Here is a 23,778-nt window from a genome sequence, read left to right as displayed (position 1 = left end):
GGAATGGGATATGGAAAGATGGGTTGCACTTAGGTATATAAGATCTAGAAAAAAGAAAAATATAATAAGTATTTTAACAATAGTTTTAGTAACAGCGTTTTTAATGGCAGTAGGAATTTATGCTTATAGTTATAATTTAATGAGTAGAAATTTTTCAAAGGCATATGATGGTGGGTTTTATGGGGCTGCTATTATAGATAATGAAGAAGATATAGAAAAGATAAAGACTCACAATAATGTAGAGAGTCTTGGAACTAGAATATTAGCTTATATGGAAAGTAATAGTGAAAGTGATATAGAGTATGCTTATTATGATAATACTGCACAAGGATATTATGATTTAGAATTAAAAAGTGGAAAGATAAATCTAGAAAATAATGAATGTGTAATTGATAATTTATATGAAAAAGAATTTAATAAAAAAATTGGAGATACTATAACTTTTTTAGATAAAGAATTAAAAATAGTTGGAATTGTAGAAAATAAAAAATATACAGTAAGTGATAATAATTTTTATAGAGTTTTTGTAAGTGAAAATTTAGCAAAAGAGCTTGGTGGAAAAAAAGAGGGGTTAATAAAGCTTATAAAAGCAGAAACTTATGAAGAGGATTTTGAAAATATAAGATTATTAATAAATGGAGATGTAGAAGATATCTTTATAAATGAAGGAATGGTATCTAAAGATATAAATGGCTCAGAAATAATACCATATATTTTAATTGGATTACTTGTAGTTATTTCAGGAATATTTATAATATATAACATTTTTAATATAATGCTTGTAGAGAGAGTAAAAGCAGTAGGCTTATTATTAACAGTAGGTGTAACAGGAAAACAAGTTAGAAAAATAGTTTTATATGAAGCATTATTTTTATCAGTAATTGGTATTCCACTTGGAGCAATATTTGGGATGATTGGTGCAAAAACTACAATGATTGGAATAAAATTTGAAGAAGATTTAAGGTTTATATTAAATCCAATAGTATTTATATTTGTAATATTAGTTTCTTTAATAACTGTCTTAATTTCAGTATTAGTACCAGCATTTAAAATATCAAAATTATCACCAATAGAAGCAAGTAAGTTTACAGGAATAGAAGGAAGTAAATTAAAGAAAGAAATAAAAGGAAAAGATTTTATAGATAAACTTGCGAAAGGAAATATAAAAAAGAATAAAAAGATAAATAGAATAACTATTATATCAATGACTTTATCAATTACATTATTTATAGTTACTGCAACTATATTTAAAAGTATGAGTATTAAAAAGATGGTTCAGGATACTTTTATAGAAAATGTACAAGTGAATTTAAGTTTTGAAGGAATTTTAAATGGAGAGTATATAGATGAAGAGATACTTAAAAAGATAGATGAGATAGAAAATGAGGTAGTCCCTTTAAAGATTATAGGTGAAAAAACTGAAGGTATAGCTAGAAAAGCATATTTAGGAATAACAGATGAAATATTAAAAAAAGCAGAAGATAAAATAGTACTTGGAGAAATTAATAAAGAAAGCTTTAAAGAGGGAAGAGAAGCATTAGTATATATGAGTCATAATACTAGTCCGTATGCATTAGGAGATAAGATAATAGTAAAAGATAAGGAGGGGAAAGAAACTGAAGTTACTGTAGGGGCTATATTAAGTGAGCCAGTAGTAAAAGGAGTATATGCAGAAGGAATATATATTTATAATGATTCAAAAGTTTTTGAAAACACAAAGGATTATGGAAAAATTTTAGTGAAAACAAGTGAAAAAGAAAGTAAGATGGTAGCAGAAAAAATAGAAAAAATTACAGGGAAATATAAAAATATAGATAAGGTAGAAAACTTTGAAGATACCTTAATCCAGTTGAAAGAAGAAAAAAGAAGTTATGAGCTTTTAGGATATTCAATTATTGGAGTAGTGGCTATAATTGGTTTAATGGGATTTATTAATTCAACATTATCAGAAATTCTTTTTAGAAGAAGAGAATTTGGAATGCTAAGAGGAGTTGGAGTAACAGATATTCAAATTAAAAAGTTGGTTCAAAGGGAAGGAATATTAAAAATGCGAATCTCTTTAATTGTGGGAGTAGTCTTAGGAAATATTCTAGCATTTATATCAGTAAAAATATTTATGAATGCTATGGGAGCAACCTTTGCAGTATATAGTTTTCCATTTATAGAAACTATAGCATGTATATTGGCTATTCTTCTTTTATTAAAAGGAATCACAACAGTAGGAGTAAATAAAATAGTTAAAGATTCAATTGTGGAACAAATAAAAATTGAAGATTAAATGAAAAAATTCAGATAGAGTTTAAATTCTATCTGAATTTTTTAGGATTAGTTACAAAATTTAAAAATTATCCATTGAATAAAAGAATAAAGAGTCTATAATACAAAGGTGGAGATTAGAGTTAGGAAGTGATTTTTGTGAAAAGTGCAATGGGATTAATTTTTGCAATTGTTGCATCAGTCTGTTTTGGATTCTTGGGGATATTTGCAAAGATTGGATATGATGGAGGTTCAAATCCAACAACGGTTTTAGCTGCAAGATTTTTATTAGGAGCAACAATTTTATTTGTAATTATCAAGATCAGTGGTAAGTCATTAAAAATAAGCAAGGAACAATTTGTTCTATTAATTTTAGTGGGAGCAATAGGATATACATTAACAACAGAAATTTTATTTGATTCCTATGAATATATAGGAGTAGGACTTGCTACAGGGATTCATTTTATCTATCCATTATGTGTATGTATATTTGGATTTTTATTTGCAAAAGAGAAGTTTACTAAAAGAAAAACTATAGCTTTAGTTATTTCAATAGTGGGTGTATTTCTTTTATCTGCATCTGAAAAGGGAGGAGTAGATATAAGAGGAGTAGGACTTGCGCTTCTTTCAGGAGTGTTATATGGTGCTACTGTTTTTGCAATGGGAAGTGATAAAATAAAAAACTTAAGTGGTATAATTATAGCTTTTTATACATCGCTATTTGCTGGTATTATAATGTTTATATTTGGAATGATAAGGGGAGACCTTGTTTTTAAGATTAATATGAATATTGGAGTTTCATATATAGGAATTGCAATTATATCTACTGTTTTGGCAATAGTATTTTTACAGATGGCAATAAAAGATATCGGACCATCTAATACATCGATATTAGGAACTTTTGAACCTATTGTAGGGATAATAGCAAGTTTTATATTTTTTGGAGAACCTATAGGAATTGATACTATTCTAGGAATGCTATTAATTATTGCAGCAGTAATAATTTTAGCAAGAGAGAAACCAGAGGTTTTAGAAAGTACAAATTTAAAAATTAGTAGTACATAAAGAAATAAACTTTAATTTTACTCAAAATTTATTTTATTCTTAGGAAACATTTAATAAGTAAATGAATATAAAATAAAAACTTTATTTTAAATTAGAATAAAGTTTTTTTATTTATCTAAATTACATAAATGGGTGGCATAGGAAGTCACTTCATCCCATTTTTAGGGATGAAGTGACTTTTTTTATTATTTTAGAGAATTTAACAAAAAGGAGAGGTTTTTAAAAGATGGTTAATTTAACACCTATAAATATTTATAAAGGATTAGATGGAAAAAATAAATTTATTTTTGAAAGTGGAAGTAGGAATGAGCATTTTGGAAGGTATTTATTTATTGGAGAAAAAACTAAATGTTTAGTAATTGGAAATGAACTTAGTGAAATAGAGAAACTTAGACAGGAGCTAGAGGAAGAATTTAAAAAAAACAAATCATTTCCATTTTAAAGGAGGAGCTATAGGATATTTATCTTATGATATCACTGAAAAATATGAGGACAGATTATGCTTTAAAAATAAGGATACTGTAGAAAGTGAGAATTATAGGTTTTCTTTTTGTGATGAGTACATTTGTTATGATGCTTTTACTCATAGAATAAGTTTTGTGACTAATATAAGTAAAGAAGAAAAGCGTGGATATGAAGAAATTTTAAAAGCTCAAAGGGAAAGTTTTAGAGATATAAAAATTAGAATATCAAAAAATATTTTAGATATAGATGAAGATTTTGAATTGTATAGAAGACTTGGAGAAGAAAATTCTTCTCCATATATGTTTTTAATAAAATATAAGGATTTTTCAATTATAGGTGCATCACCAGAAAGTCTTGTTTCAGTTAATAGGAGCAGTTTTAGGAAAAAAGCTTTCAAAGTTTTGCAATATAGCAAAGGGAATAGGACTTGATGTAATTGTAGAAATTCATAATGAAGAAGAACTTAAATGTGCACTTGATTCTGATGTTGAAATAATAGGAATTTAGATACTTTTAAGGTTAATTTAAAAACAACAGAGAAACTTTTAAAAAGAATACCAAAAGGAAAGGTTGTTATATCAGAAAGTGGAGTTGGTGGAATTACGCTAGAAGAGGATTAGCTTATTTAGAGAAGTTAAAAGGGAATTTAAATAAGGAGGGTGTTGTAATAGTTAATTTATCTGGAAGATGGGATAAGGATATGGAGACTATAGATAAATATATGGAGAAAAGTAATAGGTAGGATAGAAGAAAGTAGAAAGAGTGTGAAAATACCTATAGTAGTTATGACATATTTTAATGTTATATTCCATTAGTATCTAGAACATCAGAAGAAAGAATAAAGAAAATTGTTGAAAATAGCAGTGGGTTTATTTATTGTGTATCAGTAAATGGAATAACAGGTGAAAGAACAAATATGGATTTAGAAATAGAGGAATATTTAGAGAGTGTGAAAGAGAAAACAAGACTTCCAAGATTACTAGGATTTGGTATATCAAATAAAGAAACTGTATTAAATGTTAGAGATAAAGTAGATGGAGTAATTATAGGAAGTGCTATTGTAAAAAGAATAAAAAAAGAGGATAGTGGATATAATAATATTAAAGCTTTCATGAGAGAGATAAGAAATATTTTATAAAATTTGAAACTTTCTGAAAATTTAGAGAAAAAGTATTGAAAAAATAAATCCTATCTGTTAAAGTGAAAGTGAAATATATTTAATTAAAGATGTGGTAAATTATAACGTTCTCCTTATTTTCGAGAATTTATAAATTTTAATCAAGTCTTTAAATAAGGAGGAATTTATTATGGATAAAACAATAGTATGTAAAGATTGCGGAAAAGAATTCGTTTTCACTGAGGGAGAGCAAGAGTTCTACAAAGAAAAAGGGTTTGAAAATGAGCCAGTAAGATGTCCTGATTGTAGAAGAGCTAGAAAGCAACAAAGAAACAGATAATATGAAAGGAGGCTAAGATTTAGCCTCCTTTTTTTTAAAATCTATCAGATAAATTCGACTAGAAATTCAGATAGAGTTGAAGCTCCACCTGAATCAAGTCTTATTTTATATTAATTCCATAAATAGTTCCATTTCTTGTAGCTACAACAAGTGTATCATTAAAGATAGCAGGTGAAGCTTCAATATTAGCATCAAGTGCAAGTGTATCTAAAGTTTTTCCAGTCTTACCATCTATTAAAAATAAATTTCCAACAGAATCTCCTTGAACTATAAATTCATCACCATTTTCATTTTTAAAATTTGTTGGTGAAGACCAAGCATAATTATCAAGTTTTTTCTCCCAAACTATGTCTCCAGTTTTTTTATCTAAGGCTACTAATAAGCCACTATTAAATCCACCATATCTAGAAAGAGAGAAAACTACAGTATCATTTAAAACAGCGGGTGTTGAAAGCATTCCACCGTTTACAGGAGAAGGTCCTAAAAGTGATTCACATTTAAAGGATTTTTCCCAAGAAATATCTCCGTTTAAACCATTAAGTTTTTTAATTTTGCAATAGCCTACGGCACCTTGAATATCTACTTCATTTCCAGCATAAATAAATGGATTATCATTTTCTATATCTATAGTAAGAGTAGCATCAGTATCATCAGAAAGATTTTTATACCAAACAGGTTTCATATTATTAAGATCAATACATTGAAGGAAGCCGTTGTTATCAGCAATATAACCTAAATTGGCAAAAGCAGCCATAGAACTTTCTATGCCAGGTTTTGAGCCAAGATTATATCTATATTTACTAACTTTAGGATTTATAGATATAGTATTCTTTTTTGAGTCATATTTTGAATTAAGTTTTAATTTATAAATAAGACCATTTTCACCAGGTGCAAAAAGTGTATCAGTTTCTTTATCGATAAGTGGAGATGAATCAAAAGCGCCCCATCCACGCGTAGCATCTTTATCATTACCAGCAATTTCATAAAGTTTTTTTCCATCTAGTAAACTATAAATATTGAAACTAAGAGGGTTATTTTCATTAATACCTTCACCAACATAAAGGAGTGGTAATCCACGTGGATCAATACTTAAACTTCCTTTAATAGGATTTCCAATATGAATTTTAGGACGGGTAGTTTTTCCAGTTTCTAAGTCAAGAAAGTAAATATTACCATCTAATGATGCATAAATAACCTCAACAGCATCTTTTTTATTTTTAAAATCAGATGAAAGATTCATTTTAGATTTTAATTCTTCAGGCCACCGTATTAAAGAAGGTTGTCCAGTCCAACCAGCACCACCTCCCCAGGAACTGCTAGAAGTTTTAAATGTCCAAGAGTTAGTAAGTTTATTATTTGTACCAGAAATTGTGCCAAAAGATGGGGATGTTCTATAATTACTCCCACGAAAAGTTAGAATACCATCAATTTCAGAGTAATTATTATCAAATATAATTTCATCTACATCCTTAAAGTTATTTATATTAGAATATGATAATTTATCTTTAGATAGATAGTTAGTATCTATTTTAGATATAGGTTTAATTATAGGTTCTATTATTAATTCTTCCACAGGCTCTTTATCTGAAGTTTCTATAGAGGGTTTTGGGGTAGTAGAGCTACATGATGTAAGAACAAAGCTTAAATTAGAAATAAGTATAAATAAAATGAATTTTAATTTCATAAATCCTCCTAAATAATTAATACAGATAAATTATAAACTAAACATAAGGAAAAAAATGTAAAATTATATATTGGAAATGAATTAAGTTTAAAACAAGTTTCAAAAAGAAATGAAAATATAATATAAAAAATAACAAAAAAATTAAAAAAAGTAAGAATAATGAGTGTGCAAATATAAATTTAAACAAGAAAAATAAAATATAGTAGCCTATATTTAAAATTAATGACTAGTAGATAAAAAATATATATGGATTAAAAGAAAGATTGATAGGGAACTGAAATAATTTGTAGCCATTTGAGTAGTACATAAATATATTAGCATTATAAATATATATTGAATTATAAAAAGGCGGTGGCATTGTGATTAGCAAAAATATTTATACAAATTGTGATACTTTTGTTTCATCAAATTATCCAAATGATAATTTTGGTAATGAATTATTTTTACTAGTAGGAAAATATGACGAGTGTAATTGTAATGATAGAATAGCAAACACTTTAATAAAGTTTGAGTTACCAGATTATGTATGTGGATGCAAAATTGTTGAAGCAGAGTTAAAATTATTTGTAAAGAAAATCAATGGAAGTTGTAAAAGTGTTAGTATAGACATAGCAAGAAATAATACAAGATTTAATCCAAATACAGTAACGTATACTTCGGTGCCAATGACTACTTTATTTAAAAAAAACATAATACTTACAAAAGATTGTGTAGGAAAATATATTTCTATAAAAATAAATGAGTTGGTAGAAGGATGGAGTGAGGGAACAATTCAAAATAATGGAATAACAATAATGATTTCAGAAAAAGCAAGCGGTGAAATTTTATTGGCATCATCAGGAGAGACTAATGGACCATTAATTAAACTAGTTTGTGAGAGTGAAAATACTTGTGGATGTAATGAAAGCTGTAAAGGACCAAGAGGACCAGAGGGGCCAAGAGGACCAGAAGGGTGTATAGGACCACAAGGAATGCAAGGACCAGAAGGACCACAGGGATGTCCAGGACCACAGGGATGTCCAGGATTAGAAGGACCGGAAGGACCAGAAGGACCAGAAGGGCCACAGGGACCACAAGGACCAAAAGGTCTAAAAGGTGATAAAGGACCAATAGGACCACAAGGCGTAAGAGGAACTCAAGGACCAAAAGGTGATAAAGGAGAAATGGGATTAGAAGGGCCAACAGGGCCACAAGGACCAAAAGGTTTAAAAGGTGATATAGGTCAACAAGGAGCAGAAGGGCCAGAAGGAGCACAAGGACCAGAAGGGCCAAGAGGACCAGAAGGGCCAAGAGGAATTCCAGGACCAGTAGGACCACAAGGAATACAAGGAATACAAGGGCCAGAGGGAGAGAGAGGGCCACAGGGACCGGTTGGGTCACAAGGACCAGAAGGACCACAAGGGATGCAAGGACCACAAGGATCAGAAGGGTTAAGAGGACCAACAGGACCACAAGGACCACAAGGTGCAGAAGGGCCAGAAGGACCACAAGGTGTACAAGGACCACAAGGACCACAGGGATTAGAAGGACCACAAGGTGATGTAGGACCAAAAGGACCAATAGGACCACAAGGAATACAAGGTGAAGCAGGACCAGAAGGACCAGAAGGACCGCAAGGAGATATAGGTCCAGAGGGACCAAAAGGACCAAAAGGAGATAAAGGAGATAAAGGAGATAAAGGGGATCAAGGCTGTCAAGGACCAAAAGGGCCAATGGGATTAATGGGACCAGAAGGACCACAAGGAGAAGAGGGACCAGAAGGTCCAGAGGGACCACAGGGAATACAAGGAATGGAAGGGCCACAGGGACCAGAAGGGGTACAAGGAGCAACAGGAGCAACAGGAGCAGAAGGGCCAGAAGGACCAATAGGACCAATAGGACCACAAGGGCTTCAAGGAATAGATGGAGCAACAGGACCACAAGGACCAAGAGGAATGGAAGGACCAATAGGACCAGAAGGACCAGAAGGGCCAGAAGGACCAGAAGGACCAGTAGGGCCAAGAGGACCACAAGGAGAAAAAGGTGCAGAAGGACCAAGGGGGCCGAAGGGAGATTGTGGAAAATGTACAAGCATAGAGCATATTTATATTTGTTCAGATTCTTGTCAAACAGTGAATGGACAATCAGCAATTAATCTAGGTAGTAATCTTGTTTTAAGTGGAACATCGATTTCTCATAGAGAGGGTTCATGTATTATAGAGTTGCTTCAAAGAGGTTCATATTTAGTTAATTTTTCAACATCAGCTTTAGGTGAAGGTGGAGCTTTAGCAGAGATAAGACTTTTAGCTAATGATAATCCAATAGGAATAGCAGCAGGAGAAATAAATAGAAATGGTTGTCTAGTAAATTTGGCAAGTTCTGCTATAGTAAGTATGCTAGACTGTGAAAAACTAGAGCTAGAATTAATTAATTCTGCAAGATGCAGTTTAAAATATTGTTTAACAAGAGTAACAGTAGTTAAATTGTCATAAACTTTATAATCATAAATATAACTATGATTAAAAATCATGTAGATTAGATTCTACATGATTTTTTAATTACAAAATAATGATAAATGTGTATAATGATAGAGAAATAGAGGAAAGGGAGTAAAATAATGCATGCTTTTTGGTTAACTGTTATTATAATATTTTTAAATATTATATTTTCATTATCACTAATATTTATAGAAAGAAAGAATCCAACAACAACATGGGCATGGCTTTTAATATTTATAATATTGCCTGGGATTGGATTTATAATATATGTTTTATTAGGACAAAATTTCAGCAGACAAAAACTATTTAGGGAAAAATCAATAATAGATGAATATAAGAAAAAAGTTTTAGAAACTCAGAAATTTGATAGATTAGATTTAAAAAAATATAATTGTGAAAATGCAGATTTAATGAAAATGAATTTTAACAATTGTGGTTCAAGATATACAAGTAGAAATGAAGTTAAAGTTTTTGATAGAGGAGAAGATAAATTTAAGTCTTTATTAGAAGATATAAAAAATGCTAAAAAATATATAAACATCCAATATTATATTTTTAAGAAAGATAGTATAGGAAGTGAAATAATAGAGGCACTTGAAAAAAAATTAGAAGAAGGTGTAGAAGTAAGACTTTTAGTTGATGCAATGGGGTCTAGGGGAATGACTAAAAAGAAGCTTAAGAGATTTTTAGAGCTTGGAGGAGAGTTTGCAGTATTTTTTCCAGGAATATTACCTCATATAAATACACGTGTAAATTATAGAAATCATAGAAAGATTGTAGTTATAGATGGTGAATATGGATATGTAGGTGGATTTAACGTTGGAGATGAGTATCTAGGAAGAGATAAGAAGATAGGTAATTGGAGAGATACGCATATTAGAATAAGAGGAAATGCAGTTATTGATCTAAATGAAAGATTTGTACTAGATTGGTGTTATGCATCTAATAAGGAAATTACAGAGCTTGATAAATTTATATATGAAGGTGATTTAAATAGTGGAGATGTGGGTATACAAATAGTTACCAGTGGACCTGATCATAATGAGGAGTATATAAAAAATGCGTATGTGAAGATGATAACTAATGCAAAAAGGAATATCTTTTTAACAACACCATATTTTATACCAGATGATACAATGATAGAAAGTTTAAGAATTGCAGCTTTGTCAGGAGTGGAAGTTAAAATAATTATTCCAGGAGAGCCAGATCATAAATTTATGGCATGGGCAGCTAGTTCATATATAGGTGAATTATTAGAAGCAGGTGTTAGAGTGTTTTATTATGAAAATGGATTTGTTCATGCAAAAGTTTTAGTAGTAGATGAAATGGTGTCTAGTATAGGAACTGCTAATATGGATATAAGAAGTTTTAGACTTAATTTTGAGGTGAATTCTTTTATATATGATGAAGAAATTTCAAGCAAAGTAGTTAAGAGTTTTGAGAGAGATTTAACTGAATCAAGAGAGATAAGTGTAAAAGAATATAATGAGAGAAGCATAACGTTAAAAGTGTTAGAATCAATTACAAGATTACTTTCACCTATATTATAAATTAATTATTAAAAAGACTGTATTGTCATACTAAATGAAAATACAGTCTTTTAAAAATAAAAAAATAATAAAAAATTCATATAAATACTGACAAAATAAAAGTATTATGATAGACTAAATTTAAATAAAAGGAATAAAATGGAAATTTGGAGGGTTAAAAATGAAAAAAGAAACTTTAGAACTAAGAAATAAATTTTATAGCTTTTTTTACTTTATATTCTGGGGCTTTTATTTTAGCGCTGGCTATTTTGTGTATGAAAAAAAGAATAGTTCTATAGTTTTGAGTATATAAATTTAATCTTTAGAAATTCACTATATTCTAACAAACAAAAATATAAGTGTAAATTTAGAAGCTCATCAAAATAGGTGGGCTTTTTTTATTTATAAAAAGGGGGCAAAATTAATGATAGTAATTTTAAAACAAAACACAAGTGAGAAGGATAGAAAAAAACTTACTGAAATGATTGAAAAAAGAGGGGTTTCAGTTAATGAAGTTATTGGAAGTGATTTAACTATATTAGGTTTAGTTGGTGATACTAGTAAGATAGACTCATCTCAAATTGAAGCTAATAGAAATGTTGAAAGAGTAATGCATGTACAGGAACCATTTAAAAAAGCAAATAAAATGTTTCATCCAGAGGCATCGATTATAGATGTAAATGGACAAAAAATAGGTGGAAAAAAGATTGCATTAATTGCAGGACCATGCTCAGTGGAAACAGAAGAACAAATTACAGGAATAGCTAGGGATGTAAAAAAACTTGGGGCAGGATTTTTAAGAGGGGGAGCATTTAAGCCTAGAACTTCACCATATAGTTTTCAAGGCCTTGCCTATGAAGGATTAGAACTTTTAAAGAAAGCAAGGGAAAATACAGGGTTACCAATAGTTACAGAAATAATGTCACCATATGATGTGGAGAAATTTAATGAAGATGTAGATATAATTCAAGTTGGGGCAAGAAATATGCAAAACTTTGACCTTTTAAAAGAGCTTGGAAAAACTAAAAAACCTATTCTTTTAAAGAGGGGATTAGCATCAACAATTGAAGAACTTTTAATGAGTGCAGAATACATTATGGCAGGAGGCAATGAAAATGTAATTCTTTGTGAAAGAGGAATAAGAACTTTTGAAACTTATACAAGAAATACATTAGATTTAAGCATAGTTCCAGCTATAAAGAAATTAAGTCATTTACCAATAGTAATAGATCCAAGCCATGCAGCGGGAAAATGGTGGATGGTAGAGCCGCTTTCAAAGGCAGCAATTGCAATTGGAGCAGATGGACTTATTATAGAAGTTCATAATGATCCTGCTAATGCTTTATGTGATGGGCAACAGTCTATAAAACCAGATATATATGGTAAATTACTAGAGGAATTAAGACCAATTGCAGAGGCAGTTTCCAGAGAACTGTAAGAAAATTTGTTAAAGAGATAAAAAGGTTGTAAAATTGATAAGAGATAAATGAGATTTAATATTATTAAAGAATAAGAGTTAATTTAGAAAGGTGGAAAAGTATGAAAAAACTGTTTGTAGATTTAGGTGAAAATTCATATGAAATAGTAATTGAAAAAGGGCTAATTAAAAATATTTCAAGAGAAATTAAAGAAGTATTTAATGGAAATAAAATATTTGTAATTACTGATGAAAATGTAGAAAAATATTATGGAGAGATAGTAAGAAAATCTTTAGTAGAAGAAGGTTTTGAAGTAGATTATATTTCTTTAGAGCCAGGGGAAAAAACTAAGGCCTTTAATACTCTTCCACTTGTTTATAATAGACTTTTAGATTTTAAGCTAACAAGAAAAGATTTAATAATTACGTTAGGTGGAGGAGTTATAGGAGATTTAGGTGGATTTGTAGCTTCAACATTTTTAAGAGGGGTTCCTTTTATTCAAGTGCCAACAACTCTTTTAGCACAAGTAGATAGTAGTGTTGGAGGAAAAGTTGCAGTAGATTTAGAGAGAGGAAAGAACTTAGTTGGAAGTTTTTATCAACCTAAAAGAGTAGTGATAGATCCTAATGTATTAGAAACTTTAGATGAAAAGTTTTTTAAGGATGGACTTGGAGAAGTTATTAAGTATGGATTTATAAAAGATGAAGACCTTTATAAAAATTTAGAAGACTATAAAGATAAAGATGAAGTAATGAAAAATATAGAGTATATTATATATACTTGTTGTAATATTAAAAGAGCTGTTGTAGAAAATGATGAAAAAGATTTAGGTGAAAGAATGATACTAAATTTTGGTCACACAATAGGTCATGCAGTTGAAACATTTTATGATTATGGAAAATATACTCATGGAGAATGTGTAGCAATAGGAATGTATAATATTTTTAAAATCACAGAAGAGAAAAAGCTTACAAAAAATATATACTCTGAAAATTTAAAGGAACTTTTAATTAAGTATGATTTACCTTATGAAATGGATGAAAGTATAAGAGAGAAGATATTAAAAACAATAGCACTAGATAAGAAGAATATGGGAAAAATATTAAAAGTGATTTTAGTTAGAGAAATAGGAAAAGCAGAAATATATGATACGAATGTAGAATTTTTTAAATAAGGAAAGGTGAAATTTTTGGGGAATTATAGAATTTTAAAAAGCAACTTAGAAGGGGAAATAAATATACCACCATCAAAAAGTATGGCACATAGAGCAGTTATATGTGCAAGTTTAAGCACAGGAAAGAGTGTAATAGATAATATTGATTTTTCAGATGATATAGTAGCAACTATAGAAGGAATGAAAAGTTTTGGAGCTAAAATAATAAGAAAACATAGATGCTTAGAAATAGAAGGAATATTTTCAAAGGAAAATAATTTGAAAAGCTTAGAATATAGAAAGATAGATTGTAATGAGTCAGGTTCTACTTTACGATTTTTAGTTCCAATAAGCTTATTATTTAGTGGAGAGAATAATTTTGCTGGAAGAGGAAATTTAGGAAAGAGACCTCTTGATATTTATTATGAAATATTTGAAAAACAAAATATAGAGTATTCTTATAAAGAAAGAGAATTAGATTTAAAAATAAAGGGAAATATTAAAAATGATATATTTAAAATAAGAGGTGATATAAGCTCACAATTTATAACAGGACTTATGTTTGTACTTCCTTTATTAAAAGGAAACTCTAAAATAATTATTGAGGGAGAACTTCAATCAAAAGGGTATATAGATTTAACTATAGAAGCAATGAAGGAGTTTGGAGTAGAGATTATTAATAATGGCTACAAAGAATTTATAATTGAAGGAAATAAAGAGTATAAAGGAAGAGAATATAGGGTTGAGGGGGATTATTCACAAGGTGCATTTTTCCTTTGTGCTGATGCAATTGGAAATAAAGTTATTTCTTTAGATTTAAAGGAAGATTCACTTCAAGGTGATATGGAAACTATTGAAATTCTTGAAAGAATGGGAGTTAAGTTTAAGAGAATTAAAAATGCAATTGGTGGAAAAAGCACTGGACTTAAAGGAACTGTTATTGATGCTAAAGGTTGTCCAGATGTAATCCCGATTTTATCAGTAGTAGCATGTCTTGCAGAAGGTGAGACTAGAATAATAAATGGTGAAAGATTAAGAATAAAAGAGTGTGATAGATTACATGCTATAAAAACAGAACTTTCAAAACTTGGTGGAGACATTGAAGAGTTAGAAGATGGATTAATAATAAGAGGTGTAGAAGAATTTAAAGGTGGAGCATCTGTATGGAGTCATAAAGATCATAGAATAGCAATGATGCTAGCTATTGCAGGAACAAGATGTAAAAATCCAATAGTGTTAAGGGATTATGAATGTGTATCAAAATCATATCCACATTTCTTTGAAGATTTTAAAAAGTTAGGAGGAAAGTTTAATGAGTGGAACATGGGGTAATAATTTAAAGGTATCTATATTTGGTGAATCTCATGGAGTAGGAATTGGAATTACAATAGATGGACTTCCATCTGGATTTCCTTTAAATGTAGAAAAAATAAATTTTCATATGGGAAGACGTGCTCCAGGGAAAAGTAAATTATCTACGGCAAGAAAAGAAGGGGATAATGTTGAGATTTTAAGTGGATTTTTTGACGGAAGATTAACAGGAACACCTCTTTGTGGAATTATAAGAAATAAGGATAATAGATCAAGAGATTATGGAAAGCTTAAAGATGTAATGAGACCAGGCCATGCAGACTATACAGGGAATATTAGATATAGTGGATTTAATGATTATAGAGGTGGAGGACACTTCTCAGGAAGAATAACAGCACCAATAGTTTTTGCTGGGTCTATATGTAGACAAATATTAGAAGAGAAGGGTATTAAAATAGTAAGTCATGTAAAAAGTATAGGAAATATTGAAGACTCTAGTTTTAATCCTGTAAAGATAGATGAAAATTTAATAGAGAAGTTATATGAAAAAGAGCTTCCAGTTTTAAAAGAAAATATAGATGAAAAAATGAGAGAAACTATATTAGAAGCAAAAGAAATGGGAGATTCAGTTGGAGGAGTAATAGAGTGTGCTATTTTGGGTGTGAAACCTGGAGTTGGAAATCCTTTCTTTGATTCAATAGAAAGTGTTCTTGCAGGACTTTTATTTTCAGTACCAGCTGTAAAAGGTGTGGAGTTTGGAAAAGGCTTTGATATTACAAAAATATTAGGGTCAGAAGCTAATGACAGTATGTACTATGAAGAAGATGTAGTAAAAACGAAGACCAATAACAATGGTGGAGTTTTAGGTGGAATAAGCAATGGAATGCCAATAATATTTAGAGTTGCAATTAAGCCAACAGCTTCAATAATAAAAAAACAAGAAACTATAAATATAACTACAAAAGAAAATGAAAAATTAATTATAGAAGGAAGACACGATCCTTGTATAGTACAAAGAGCAGTTCCAGTAATAGAAAGTATGGCAGCTATTGGAATATTAGATTTAATGAAAGAGGTTTGAGAGATGAATGAACTAGAGGCATGCAGGAAAGAAATTGACGAGATTGATAAAGAAATTACAAGACTATTTGAAAGACGAATGGATGTAGTTTTAGGTGTAGCTAATTATAAAAAGAAAAATAATTTGCCTATTTTTCATAAAGGAAGAGAAGAAAAAGTTATAGAAAAAAATATAAATAGATTAGAAAATAAAGATTATGAAAAAGAGTTAGAAAAGTTTTTTAATGGAATGATGGGAGTTAGCCGTGAGCTTCAAAGAAGAAAGCTTGAAGAAGGAGAATTTATAGAAGAAATTAAAAAAAGAGTAATTACAGAAGAAAGTAAAATAGGTTTTCAAGGTGTTCATGGTTCTTTTGCAGAAGAGGCACTTTTAAAATATTTTGGTGAAGAAAATTATTCTAAGAATTATGAAGAGTTTGAGGCAGTATTTGAAGCTATAGAAAAAGGTGAGATTGATTATGGAATTCTTCCAGTTGAAAATTCATCAACAGGTGGGGTTTCGGAGGTACATGATCTTTTAGTAAAATATGATTTTCATGTTGTAGGAGAAATTAGTATAAAAATAGAGCAGTGTTTAATGGGATTAGAAGGAGCAACTATAGAAGATATAGATGAAGTATATTCTCATAGTCAAGGTTTTGCTCAAAGTTTAGGTTTTTTAAAGAAATATGACCATTTGAAATTAATACCATTTCATAATACAGCAACAAGTGCAAAATTAGTTGCAGATTTGAAGGATGAAAGAAAGGGAGCAATAGGAAGCAAGAGAGCTGCCGAGTTTTATGGATTATCGATATTAGAAAAAGATATAAATGATTTAAAAGATAATCATACTAGATTTATAATTATTTCTAAAGAGCTTCTAAAAGAAGAGGGTGCAAATAAAGTAAGTGTAGTATTTTCATTAGAGGATAAATCAGGAACACTTTGTGATTTATTAAAGAATTTTTCAGAAAATAATATAAATATGTTAAGGATAGAATCAAGACCAACTAAACATGGAAATTGGAAATACTTTTTATATGTTGATTTTGAAGGTAGCTTAGAAAATAAAGAGGTAATGAGAGCTTTAGAGCAAATAAAGGGAAGTAGTGAATATTTTAAGATTTTAGGTTGGTACAAAAATGGAATTTAATTAGGAGAGAAAAATGAATTATTACGGATTAGTAGGAGAAAAACTAGGTCATTCACTTTCACCTAAAATACATGAGTATATATTTAAAAAGTTTAATATAAATGGGTCATATAAGTTATTTCAAATTCCAAGAGAAGATATTAAAGATTTAGGAAAATGGATGAAACTTCTAGATATAAAAGGTGTAAATGTAACTATTCCATATAAAAAAGAAGTATTTAGTTTCTTAGATTATATTTCAAAAGAGGGAGAAGAAATTGGAGCTATTAACACAATATTAAATAAAGATGGAAAGTTAATGGGGTATAATACAGATTATTATGGTTTTAAATATATGCTTTTAGATAAAGAAATAAATGTAGCAAAAAAGAGAGTTGTAGTTCTTGGTACAGGTGGAGCAAGTAAGGCTGTAATTCAATATTTATTAGACTCAAGAGCTGATGAAATATTTTTAGTATCAAGAAAAAAAGAAGATAAAAATTTAGAAAATAAAAAAATAAAGATTATAGATTATAATGATTTAAAAGATGTAAAAGGATACGCTATTATAAATACAACACCAGTTGGAATGTATCCTAATATTGGAGAGACACCAGTTTTAGAAGAAATAATAAAAAATTTTGATTGTGTAGTAGATTTAATATATAATCCAATAAAAACATTATTTATAAAAATTGGTGAAGAAAATAAAAAGAAGGTCTGTGGTGGTTTAATGATGCTTGTAGCACAAGGATTAAAAGCGGATGAATTATGGGAAGATGTTACAATTGAAGAAAAAGAATATAATAGAGTATATAATATTTTAGAGAAGGAGTTGAAATAAAAGAAGGAAATGTGTAAAAAGTATGAGAAGATTTTTTTGATAGGTATGCCTGGTTGTGGAAAAACAACTATGGGAAAAGTTTTAGCTAAAGAATTAAATTATAACTTTTTTGATATGGATGATTATATAGAAGATATGGCTAAGAAGAGTATAAAGGAAATCTTTAGTGAATCAGAAGAACACTTTAGGAAATTAGAGACAGAAGCTTGTAGGGAGCTTGGAAGAAAGAAGAGAGTGCTTATATCAACAGGTGGTGGAGTTATAAAGAGAGATGAAAATATATCTTTAATGAAAAAGGGGATAGTTATTTTTATAAATAGACCAATTGAAAAAATAATTAGTGATATAGATGTTCAATCTAGACCTTTATTACAGGGAGAGTCTAAGAAGTTATATAAGCTATATGATGAAAGGATAGATAGATATTTAAAAGCCTGTGATATAGAGGTCGTTAATGAAGGATATATAAGAGATACTATTGATATAATAAAAAGGGAACTTAAAGGGAAAATTAAGGAGTAAGTTAGTATGAAGATAATGGTTATAAATGGTCCTAATTTAAATATGTTAGGAATAAGAGAGAAAAATATATATGGAGAAGGAAGCTTAGATGAGATTGAGAAACTTTTAAAAGAAGAAGGAACAAATCATGAATTAGAATTTTTTCAAAGTAATAGTGAGGGAGCTATAATTGATAAAATTCAGGAAGCTTTTTATAAAGGATTTAATGGAATAATAATAAATCCAGGAGCATACACACATTATAGTTATGCCATACATGATGCTATAAAAGCAGTAAATATAAAAACTGTAGAAGTTCATATATCAAATATACATAGTAGAGAAGAATTTAGAAGCAAGTCTGTTACAGCAAGTGCATGTATAGGACAAATATCTGGGTTTGGGAAAAAAGGGTATGTATTAGGATTAAGAGCATTAGAAGATTAAGTTAAAAGAAAATATAGGAGGAAGAAATAAATGATAGTAGTAATGAATCCAAAAAGTAAAAAAGAAGATATAGATAAAGTGAAAAATTGTATAAGAAAGAATGGATTAGAAGTTCATGAATCAACAGGAGAAAATTATTTAATATTAGGTGTAGTAGGTAGTTGTGAGAAATTAGACTCTAATAAACTTTTAAGAGTAGATGGAGTTGAAAAAGTGTTGAAAGTTCAGCAACCATTTAAGAAAGCAAATAGATTATTTAAGCCAGAAGATACAATAATTGATGTTTTAGGTAGAAAAATAGGTGGCGGAAACTTAGGGATAATGGCAGGACCTTGCTCTGTTGAAAGCGAAGAGCAAATTATAGAGATTGCAAAAGATATAAAAAAATATGGCGGGAATTTCTTAAGAGGTGGAGCGTTTAAACCAAGAACATCTCCATATAGTTTCCAAGGACTTGAGCTTGAGGGATTAGAACTTTTAAAGAAAGCAAAAGATGTTACAGGACTTCCAATAGTTACAGAAATAATGTCTACAGACTACATAGACCAATTTGTAGATAATGTTGATGTAATTCAAGTTGGTGCAAGAAATATGCAAAACTTTGATTTATTAAAGCAATTAGGAAAAACAAAGACACCTATTCTTTTAAAGAGAGGGTTATCAGCAACAATTGAAGAGTGGATAATGTCAGCTGAATATATTATGGCAGGTGGAAATGAAAATGTAATTCTTTGTGAAAGAGGAATAAGAACTTTTGAAACTTATACAAGAAATACATTAGATTTAAGTGCAATACCAGTTGCAAAAAGACTTACACACTTACCAATTATAGTAGATCCAAGTCACGCAGCAGGATATTGGTACTTAGTAGAACCACTTGCAAAAGCTGCAATAATGGCAGGAGCAGATGGTCTTATGATAGAAGTTCATAATGATCCAGAAAATGCTTTAAGTGATGGACAACAATCTATAAAACCAGAAAATTTTAAAACATTAATGGAGAAAGTAAGAGCGTGTGCAGAATTAGAGGGTAAAAAAATAATATTATAATTTTTCATATATAAAGGGGTAGAGGATGAAAATTTTAATTGTGGGACTTGGGGTTATAGGAGCAGCTTTTGCTAAAGGGTTTAAAGGGTGTGGATTTACAGAGGTTTATGGAATTGATAAATCTTTAGAAACTTTAAAGAAAGCAAAAGAGTTAAATATTATAAAAGAAGGGTATACAAATGGAAAAGAGATAATAAATTTATGTGATATTATTATTCTTTGCGTATATCCAAAGGTTGTATTAAACTTTATTGAAGAAAATAAAGAAAGATTTAAAGAGAAGGCTATAATTACAGACGTTACGGGAATAAAAGAAGTATTTATAGATGATATTTTAAAAATATTACCTGAAAATGTTGATTTTATTTTTGGTCATCCAATGGCGGGAAGAGAAAAAAAAGGTATAGATTTCTCATCTAATGAAGTATTTAAAGGTGCAAACTATATAATTACGCCAATTGAACGAAATAGGAATGAAAATATAGAATTAATAGAAGACTTAGTAAGAAAGTTGGGTTTTGGAAAAATAAAAAAAATAACTCCAAGTTATCATGATAAGATGATTGCTTTTACAAGCCAACTTCCTCATGCACTTGCAGTAGCACTTATAAATAGTGATGAGGAAGAAAGGGATACAGGTTCTTTTATAGGAGATAGTTATAGGGATTTAACTAGAATTGCCAATATAAATGAAGAACTTTGGAGTGAACTTTTTTTAGGAAATAGAAAAAATCTTTTAGATTCTATAATAAATTTTGAAAGTGAACTTTGTTTAATAAAAAAGGCAATTGTAGATGAGGATAAAGAAAAAATGATGGAGATTTTTAGAAAATCATCAATTAGACGGGAAAAATTATGAAAATCATATAATTTATTTAGAGAATAGCTAGAGATTTAATTTCTAGCTATTTTTATGTTGAATTTAAGATGATGAATATTTTTCTAAAAAGTAGGAAAATAAATTTGTGAAAAGACTATAAAATGAAAAATTGGTATTAAATAAAGTGTGCAAAATAGTGTATAATTGTAATTAAATATAAAGAGAATTATAGTATGGAGGCAGAATATGAAGAGGATAGACCAAGTATTAGAAGGGCTGATAAAGTTAAGTGGAGAAGAGAGGCGTGGAATATCAGCAATTGAACTAAGTAAAGCTATGAATCTAGATAGGGCAACTATAAGCAGATATTTAAATGATTTATTTAAAGATAATAAAGTGACAAAAATAGAGGGAAGACCAGTTTTATATAAAGAAATGCAAGTTGAAAAAGATGAGGAAGAGGTTAGTGTAGATTTAGAACGAAACTGCTTAGATTCATTAGTAGGAGCAGATGAATCTCTTCAAGTACCAATACAACAAGCAAAAGCTGCAATATTTTATCCGCCAAATGGACTTCATACATTAATCCTTGGAGAAACAGGGGTAGGAAAGTCAATGTTTGCAGAAGCTATGTATGGTTTTGCAAAAGAATCTAAAACACTAAATGAAGATTCACCTTTTGTAAGATTTAATTGTGCAGATTATTCAGAAAATCCACAGCTTCTTATATCACAGATATTTGGTGTTAAAAGAGGGGCATTTACTGGAGCTGATAAAGACAGAGATGGTCTTCTAAAGCAAGCAGATGGTGGTATTATCTTTTTAGATGAAATTCATAGATTATCTCCACAAGGACAAGAGATGTTATTTACATTTATAGATAAAGGTAGTTTTAGACCTCTTGGGGAAAGTGAGAAGGAAATTAGAGCACAAGTCCAAATTATAGCGGCAACAACAGAAGAACCAAAGTCATATCTTTTAAAAACTTTTACAAGAAGAATACCTATGACAATAACTCTTCCACCTTTAAAGGAAAGAACATTAAAAGAAAGATATAAGCTTTTAGAAGAATTTATAAAGAATGAATCTCTTAGACTCTCAAATGAGATATATTTTGATAAGAATGCATTAATATCATTTTTGCTTTATGAATGCACAAATAATATTGGACAATTAAAAAGTGATATTCAATTATCCTGTGCAAAAGCATTTTTAAATTTTAAATCTAAAAGTAAGAATGTAATTATAATAGAACAACAAGATTTACAGAGTAATGTAAAGCGTGGAATAATGAAACTTAAAGATCATAGAAGTGAGATAGATAAACTATTTAAAAATTTAAATGATGTTATTTCATTTTCATATAAAGAGGAAAAAAATAGTAAAGCGTTTGCATTAGAAGAAGCAGTAAGAAAAAATGATATAGAATATTTTTATAATGTTATAGAAGAAAAAGTTGATTCTTTAAAAAAAGAAGGGCTAGATGAAGAACATATAAAAGATATATTGAATGTAGATATAGATTCATATTTTAATAAATATATGAGTAGTTTTAAAAGTAATTTTAGAAAGGCAGAAATACTAAAAATTGCAGATGAAAAAGTATTAGATATTGTTGAAAAAGGTTTAGAGTATGCATCAGAAAAATTAAATAGAGAGTATGATGAGAAAATTTACTATGGATTAGCACTTCATATGCAAGGGAGTATTGAGAGAATAAGGAATGGAAATAGAATTTATCATCCAAAATTAAATTATATTAAATCAAAATTCAAAGATGAATTTATGATAGCTATGGATATTGCTAAGATGGTAGAAGATTCATTTATGATAGATGTTACATTAGATGAGATAGGATATATAACTATGTTCTTAAATTCTAATGTGAATGAAGGAAATAAAGACTTAGAGAAAACTGTTGGTGTTCTTATAATAATGCACGGAATTTCTACAGCGACGAGTATGGCAGAAGTTGCTAATACACTGATTGGAGAAGAATATATAGAGGCTTTAGACATGCCTCTTACTATGAAGGCTGAGGAAATGCTTGAAAGAGTAAAAAAGAGAATTAGAGAGATTGATAGAGGAAAAGGTGTTATAGTTTTAGCAGATATGGGTTCATTAGTTAATTTTGGTGATATCTTAAAAGAAGAAATTGGTGTAGATATTAGAACTATAGATATGGTAAGTACATTAACAGCTATTGATGTAGGAAGAAAAGCATTGTGTGGAAGAGATATAGATTCAATATATAGATCATGTAGAAATATACAAGTTTATTCTTATGAAAATAGTATAAAAGGAATAAGAAAAGAGTTAGCTATTATAACTACTTGTTTTACAGGAGAAGGTTCAGCAGAAAGACTTAGAGATGTTATTGAAGAGAAAATTTATATAAAAGATAGAGTGAGAGTTATTCCTATAGATATATTAGATAAGGAAAGATTTTTTAATAATATAGAGGAGCTTAAAAAGGATTATACAATAGTAGCTATAGTTGGTGCGGTAAATATGTATGCAGAGGGGATTCCTTTTGTTTCAGCAGTAGAAGTATTTACTGAAGAGGGAATTAGTAGATTAAATTCTTTAGTAAGTGAAGAGATTCAATATGACCATATAGGTGAAACTTTAAAATCTCAAATTTCAGATATAGATTCCTATAGACTAGTAGAAGAAATAAAGAGTCTTTTAGTTGATATTGAAGGAAAGCTTTGTGTAAAAATAAATTCAGATGTAAAATTAGGAATTTTAATGCATACATGTTTCTTAGTAGATAAACTTAAAAAGAATGGGAAAGAAACACCTTTTGTGGGTTTAAATGAATATAGAAATGAATATAATAAAGAATTTATTCTTGTAAAGGGAGCTTTTAAAAGAATAGAAGTTGAATATGAGATTAATATTGGAGATAATGAGATTGCATATATTGTTAGAATGATTTTGAATAATAAAAGCTAAGTGTGTTTAAAATAAGGTAGTGTGTAAATGAAAAATTACACTCTACCGTATTTTCATTAGAGGATTAAGAATGCCTATTTTACTAGGATTTAGATGAAAAGTAAAAATAAAAAATAAATATTTTAAACTTGGCATGAAAGTTGCTTATG

21 protein-coding genes and 2 pseudogenes are annotated in these 23,778 nt (G+C 29.2%); 22 read left to right on the top strand and 1 reads right to left on the bottom strand.

Annotated elements, in window-relative coordinates:
• Nucleotides 1-10 precede the first annotated feature (10 nt).
• The 8 genes and pseudogenes from ACRDDY_RS11560 to ACRDDY_RS11525 all read left to right on the top strand — a co-directional run bounded on the left by ACRDDY_RS11560 (nt 11) and on the right by ACRDDY_RS11525 (nt 5,243).
• Nucleotides 11-2,278, top strand: a complete 2,268-nt coding sequence (locus tag ACRDDY_RS11560; protein WP_438565099.1) for an ABC transporter permease — start codon at nt 11-13, stop codon at nt 2,276-2,278.
• A 137-nt stretch (nt 2,279-2,415) separates the two neighbouring features.
• Nucleotides 2,416-3,321, top strand: a complete 906-nt coding sequence (locus ACRDDY_RS11555; protein ID WP_438565098.1) for a DMT family transporter — start codon at nt 2,416-2,418, stop codon at nt 3,319-3,321.
• A gap of 226 nt (nt 3,322-3,547) precedes the next feature.
• Entirely contained in the window at nt 3,548-3,763 is a 216-nt protein-coding gene (locus tag ACRDDY_RS11550; RefSeq protein WP_438565097.1) for a hypothetical protein, read from the top strand.
• A gap of 10 nt (nt 3,764-3,773) precedes the next feature.
• A pseudogene (locus ACRDDY_RS11545) lies at nt 3,774-3,854 on the top strand (hypothetical protein); the annotation flags it as partial.
• Nucleotides 3,855-3,920: 66 nt separating this feature from the next.
• Nucleotides 3,921-4,217 carry a chorismate-binding protein gene (locus ACRDDY_RS11540; RefSeq protein ID WP_438565096.1) on the top strand — a complete coding sequence of 99 codons (297 nt, stop codon included), beginning with the start codon at nt 3,921-3,923 and terminating at the stop codon, nt 4,215-4,217.
• Nucleotides 4,123-4,406: pseudogene (locus ACRDDY_RS11535) on the top strand (hypothetical protein). The gene ACRDDY_RS11540 and the pseudogene ACRDDY_RS11535 overlap by 95 nt, the downstream one beginning before the upstream one ends.
• Nucleotides 4,407-4,591: 185 nt before the next feature.
• Nucleotides 4,592-4,924, top strand: a complete 333-nt coding sequence (locus ACRDDY_RS11530) for a tryptophan synthase subunit alpha (RefSeq protein ID WP_438565110.1) — start codon at nt 4,592-4,594, stop codon at nt 4,922-4,924.
• A 166-nt stretch (nt 4,925-5,090) separates the two neighbouring features.
• Entirely contained in the window at nt 5,091-5,243 is a 153-nt protein-coding gene (locus tag ACRDDY_RS11525; protein ID WP_438565109.1) for a zinc-ribbon domain-containing protein, read from the top strand.
• A 100-nt stretch (nt 5,244-5,343) separates the two neighbouring features.
• On the opposite strand, the gene ACRDDY_RS11520 is transcribed toward ACRDDY_RS11525, so the two are convergent.
• Nucleotides 5,344-6,927, bottom strand: coding sequence for an outer membrane protein assembly factor BamB family protein (locus tag ACRDDY_RS11520; RefSeq protein ID WP_438565095.1), 1,584 nt, complete (start codon nt 6,925-6,927; stop codon nt 5,344-5,346).
• 359 nt (nt 6,928-7,286) lie between these two features.
• Between ACRDDY_RS11520 and ACRDDY_RS11515 the strand changes: the two genes are divergently transcribed.
• The 14 genes from ACRDDY_RS11515 (at nt 7,287) to ACRDDY_RS11450 (ending at nt 23,629) form a co-directional block, all read left to right on the top strand.
• Complete coding sequence (locus ACRDDY_RS11515; protein ID WP_438565094.1) at nt 7,287-9,398, top strand: DNRLRE domain-containing protein; 2,112 nt, start codon at nt 7,287-7,289, stop codon at nt 9,396-9,398.
• 125 nt (nt 9,399-9,523) lie between these two features.
• Nucleotides 9,524-10,954, top strand: a complete 1,431-nt coding sequence (gene cls, locus ACRDDY_RS11510; RefSeq protein ID WP_438565093.1) for a cardiolipin synthase — start codon at nt 9,524-9,526, stop codon at nt 10,952-10,954.
• A gap of 160 nt (nt 10,955-11,114) precedes the next feature.
• Entirely contained in the window at nt 11,115-11,246 is a 132-nt protein-coding gene (locus ACRDDY_RS11505; protein ID WP_438565092.1) for a hypothetical protein, read from the top strand.
• A 111-nt stretch (nt 11,247-11,357) separates the two neighbouring features.
• Entirely contained in the window at nt 11,358-12,371 is a 1,014-nt protein-coding gene (aroF, locus tag ACRDDY_RS11500) for a 3-deoxy-7-phosphoheptulonate synthase (RefSeq protein ID WP_438565091.1), read from the top strand.
• 101 nt (nt 12,372-12,472) lie between these two features.
• A complete protein-coding gene (gene aroB, locus ACRDDY_RS11495; RefSeq protein ID WP_438565090.1) occupies nt 12,473-13,525 on the top strand; it encodes a 3-dehydroquinate synthase in 1,053 nt (350 codons plus the stop codon).
• A gap of 81 nt (nt 13,526-13,606) precedes the next feature.
• Complete coding sequence (gene aroA, locus ACRDDY_RS11490) at nt 13,607-14,836, top strand: 3-phosphoshikimate 1-carboxyvinyltransferase (protein ID WP_438565108.1); 1,230 nt, start codon at nt 13,607-13,609, stop codon at nt 14,834-14,836.
• A complete protein-coding gene (aroC, locus tag ACRDDY_RS11485; RefSeq protein ID WP_438565089.1) occupies nt 14,817-15,896 on the top strand; it encodes a chorismate synthase in 1,080 nt (359 codons plus the stop codon). Before aroA ends, aroC begins: the two co-directional genes overlap by 20 nt.
• A 3-nt stretch (nt 15,897-15,899) precedes the next feature.
• Entirely contained in the window at nt 15,900-17,030 is a 1,131-nt protein-coding gene (gene pheA, locus ACRDDY_RS11480; RefSeq protein ID WP_438565088.1) for a prephenate dehydratase, read from the top strand.
• A gap of 13 nt (nt 17,031-17,043) precedes the next feature.
• A complete protein-coding gene (aroE, locus tag ACRDDY_RS11475; RefSeq protein WP_438565087.1) occupies nt 17,044-17,853 on the top strand; it encodes a shikimate dehydrogenase in 810 nt (269 codons plus the stop codon).
• A 9-nt stretch (nt 17,854-17,862) separates the two neighbouring features.
• On the top strand, nt 17,863-18,375 hold the full coding sequence (locus ACRDDY_RS11470) for a shikimate kinase (protein WP_438565086.1): 513 nt from the start codon (nt 17,863-17,865) through the stop codon (nt 18,373-18,375).
• Between the two features lie 6 nt (nt 18,376-18,381).
• On the top strand, nt 18,382-18,801 hold the full coding sequence (gene aroQ, locus ACRDDY_RS11465) for a type II 3-dehydroquinate dehydratase (RefSeq protein WP_438565085.1): 420 nt from the start codon (nt 18,382-18,384) through the stop codon (nt 18,799-18,801).
• 30 nt (nt 18,802-18,831) lie between these two features.
• Nucleotides 18,832-19,851: a 3-deoxy-7-phosphoheptulonate synthase gene (gene aroF, locus ACRDDY_RS11460; RefSeq protein ID WP_438565084.1), complete on the top strand. Its 1,020-nt coding sequence runs from the start codon at nt 18,832-18,834 to the stop codon at nt 19,849-19,851.
• A 25-nt stretch (nt 19,852-19,876) separates the two neighbouring features.
• Nucleotides 19,877-20,710, top strand: a complete 834-nt coding sequence (locus tag ACRDDY_RS11455; RefSeq protein ID WP_438565083.1) for a prephenate dehydrogenase — start codon at nt 19,877-19,879, stop codon at nt 20,708-20,710.
• A gap of 207 nt (nt 20,711-20,917) precedes the next feature.
• On the top strand, nt 20,918-23,629 hold the full coding sequence (locus tag ACRDDY_RS11450; protein WP_438565082.1) for a sigma 54-interacting transcriptional regulator: 2,712 nt from the start codon (nt 20,918-20,920) through the stop codon (nt 23,627-23,629).
• Nucleotides 23,630-23,778: the final 149 nt, after the last annotated feature.

The sequence above is a fragment of the Clostridium sp. genome, assembly GCF_051656525.1.
Taxonomy (GTDB): domain Bacteria; phylum Bacillota; class Clostridia; order Clostridiales; family Clostridiaceae; genus Clostridium.
Note: the sequence above shows the minus strand (reverse complement) of the source record. Positions and strands in the feature narration are given on the sequence as shown.

Excerpts from the sequence above, each read along its gene's own strand:
- aroF (WP_438565084.1), top strand. The coding sequence starts at position 18,832 with ATGATAGTAGTAATGAATCCAAAAAGTAAAAAAGAAGATATAGATAAA.
- aroC (WP_438565089.1), top strand. The coding sequence starts at position 14,817 with ATGAGTGGAACATGGGGTAATAATTTAAAGGTATCTATATTTGGTGAA.
- ACRDDY_RS11470 (WP_438565086.1), top strand. The coding sequence starts at position 17,863 with ATGTGTAAAAAGTATGAGAAGATTTTTTTGATAGGTATGCCTGGTTGT.
- aroF (WP_438565091.1), top strand. The coding sequence starts at position 11,358 with ATGATAGTAATTTTAAAACAAAACACAAGTGAGAAGGATAGAAAAAAA.
- ACRDDY_RS11450 (WP_438565082.1), top strand. The coding sequence starts at position 20,918 with ATGAAGAGGATAGACCAAGTATTAGAAGGGCTGATAAAGTTAAGTGGA.
- aroA (WP_438565108.1), top strand. The coding sequence starts at position 13,607 with ATGGCACATAGAGCAGTTATATGTGCAAGTTTAAGCACAGGAAAGAGT.
- ACRDDY_RS11550 (WP_438565097.1), top strand. The coding sequence starts at position 3,548 with ATGGTTAATTTAACACCTATAAATATTTATAAAGGATTAGATGGAAAA.
- aroE (WP_438565087.1), top strand. The coding sequence starts at position 17,044 with ATGAATTATTACGGATTAGTAGGAGAAAAACTAGGTCATTCACTTTCA.
- ACRDDY_RS11520 (WP_438565095.1), bottom strand. The coding sequence starts at position 6,927 with ATGAAATTAAAATTCATTTTATTTATACTTATTTCTAATTTAAGCTTT.
- ACRDDY_RS11505 (WP_438565092.1), top strand. The coding sequence starts at position 11,115 with ATGAAAAAAGAAACTTTAGAACTAAGAAATAAATTTTATAGCTTTTTT.
- ACRDDY_RS11455 (WP_438565083.1), top strand. The coding sequence starts at position 19,877 with ATGAAAATTTTAATTGTGGGACTTGGGGTTATAGGAGCAGCTTTTGCT.
- aroQ (WP_438565085.1), top strand. The coding sequence starts at position 18,382 with ATGAAGATAATGGTTATAAATGGTCCTAATTTAAATATGTTAGGAATA.
- pheA (WP_438565088.1), top strand. The coding sequence starts at position 15,900 with ATGAATGAACTAGAGGCATGCAGGAAAGAAATTGACGAGATTGATAAA.
- aroB (WP_438565090.1), top strand. The coding sequence starts at position 12,473 with ATGAAAAAACTGTTTGTAGATTTAGGTGAAAATTCATATGAAATAGTA.
- cls (WP_438565093.1), top strand. The coding sequence starts at position 9,524 with ATGCATGCTTTTTGGTTAACTGTTATTATAATATTTTTAAATATTATA.
- ACRDDY_RS11560 (WP_438565099.1), top strand. The coding sequence starts at position 11 with ATGGAAAGATGGGTTGCACTTAGGTATATAAGATCTAGAAAAAAGAAA.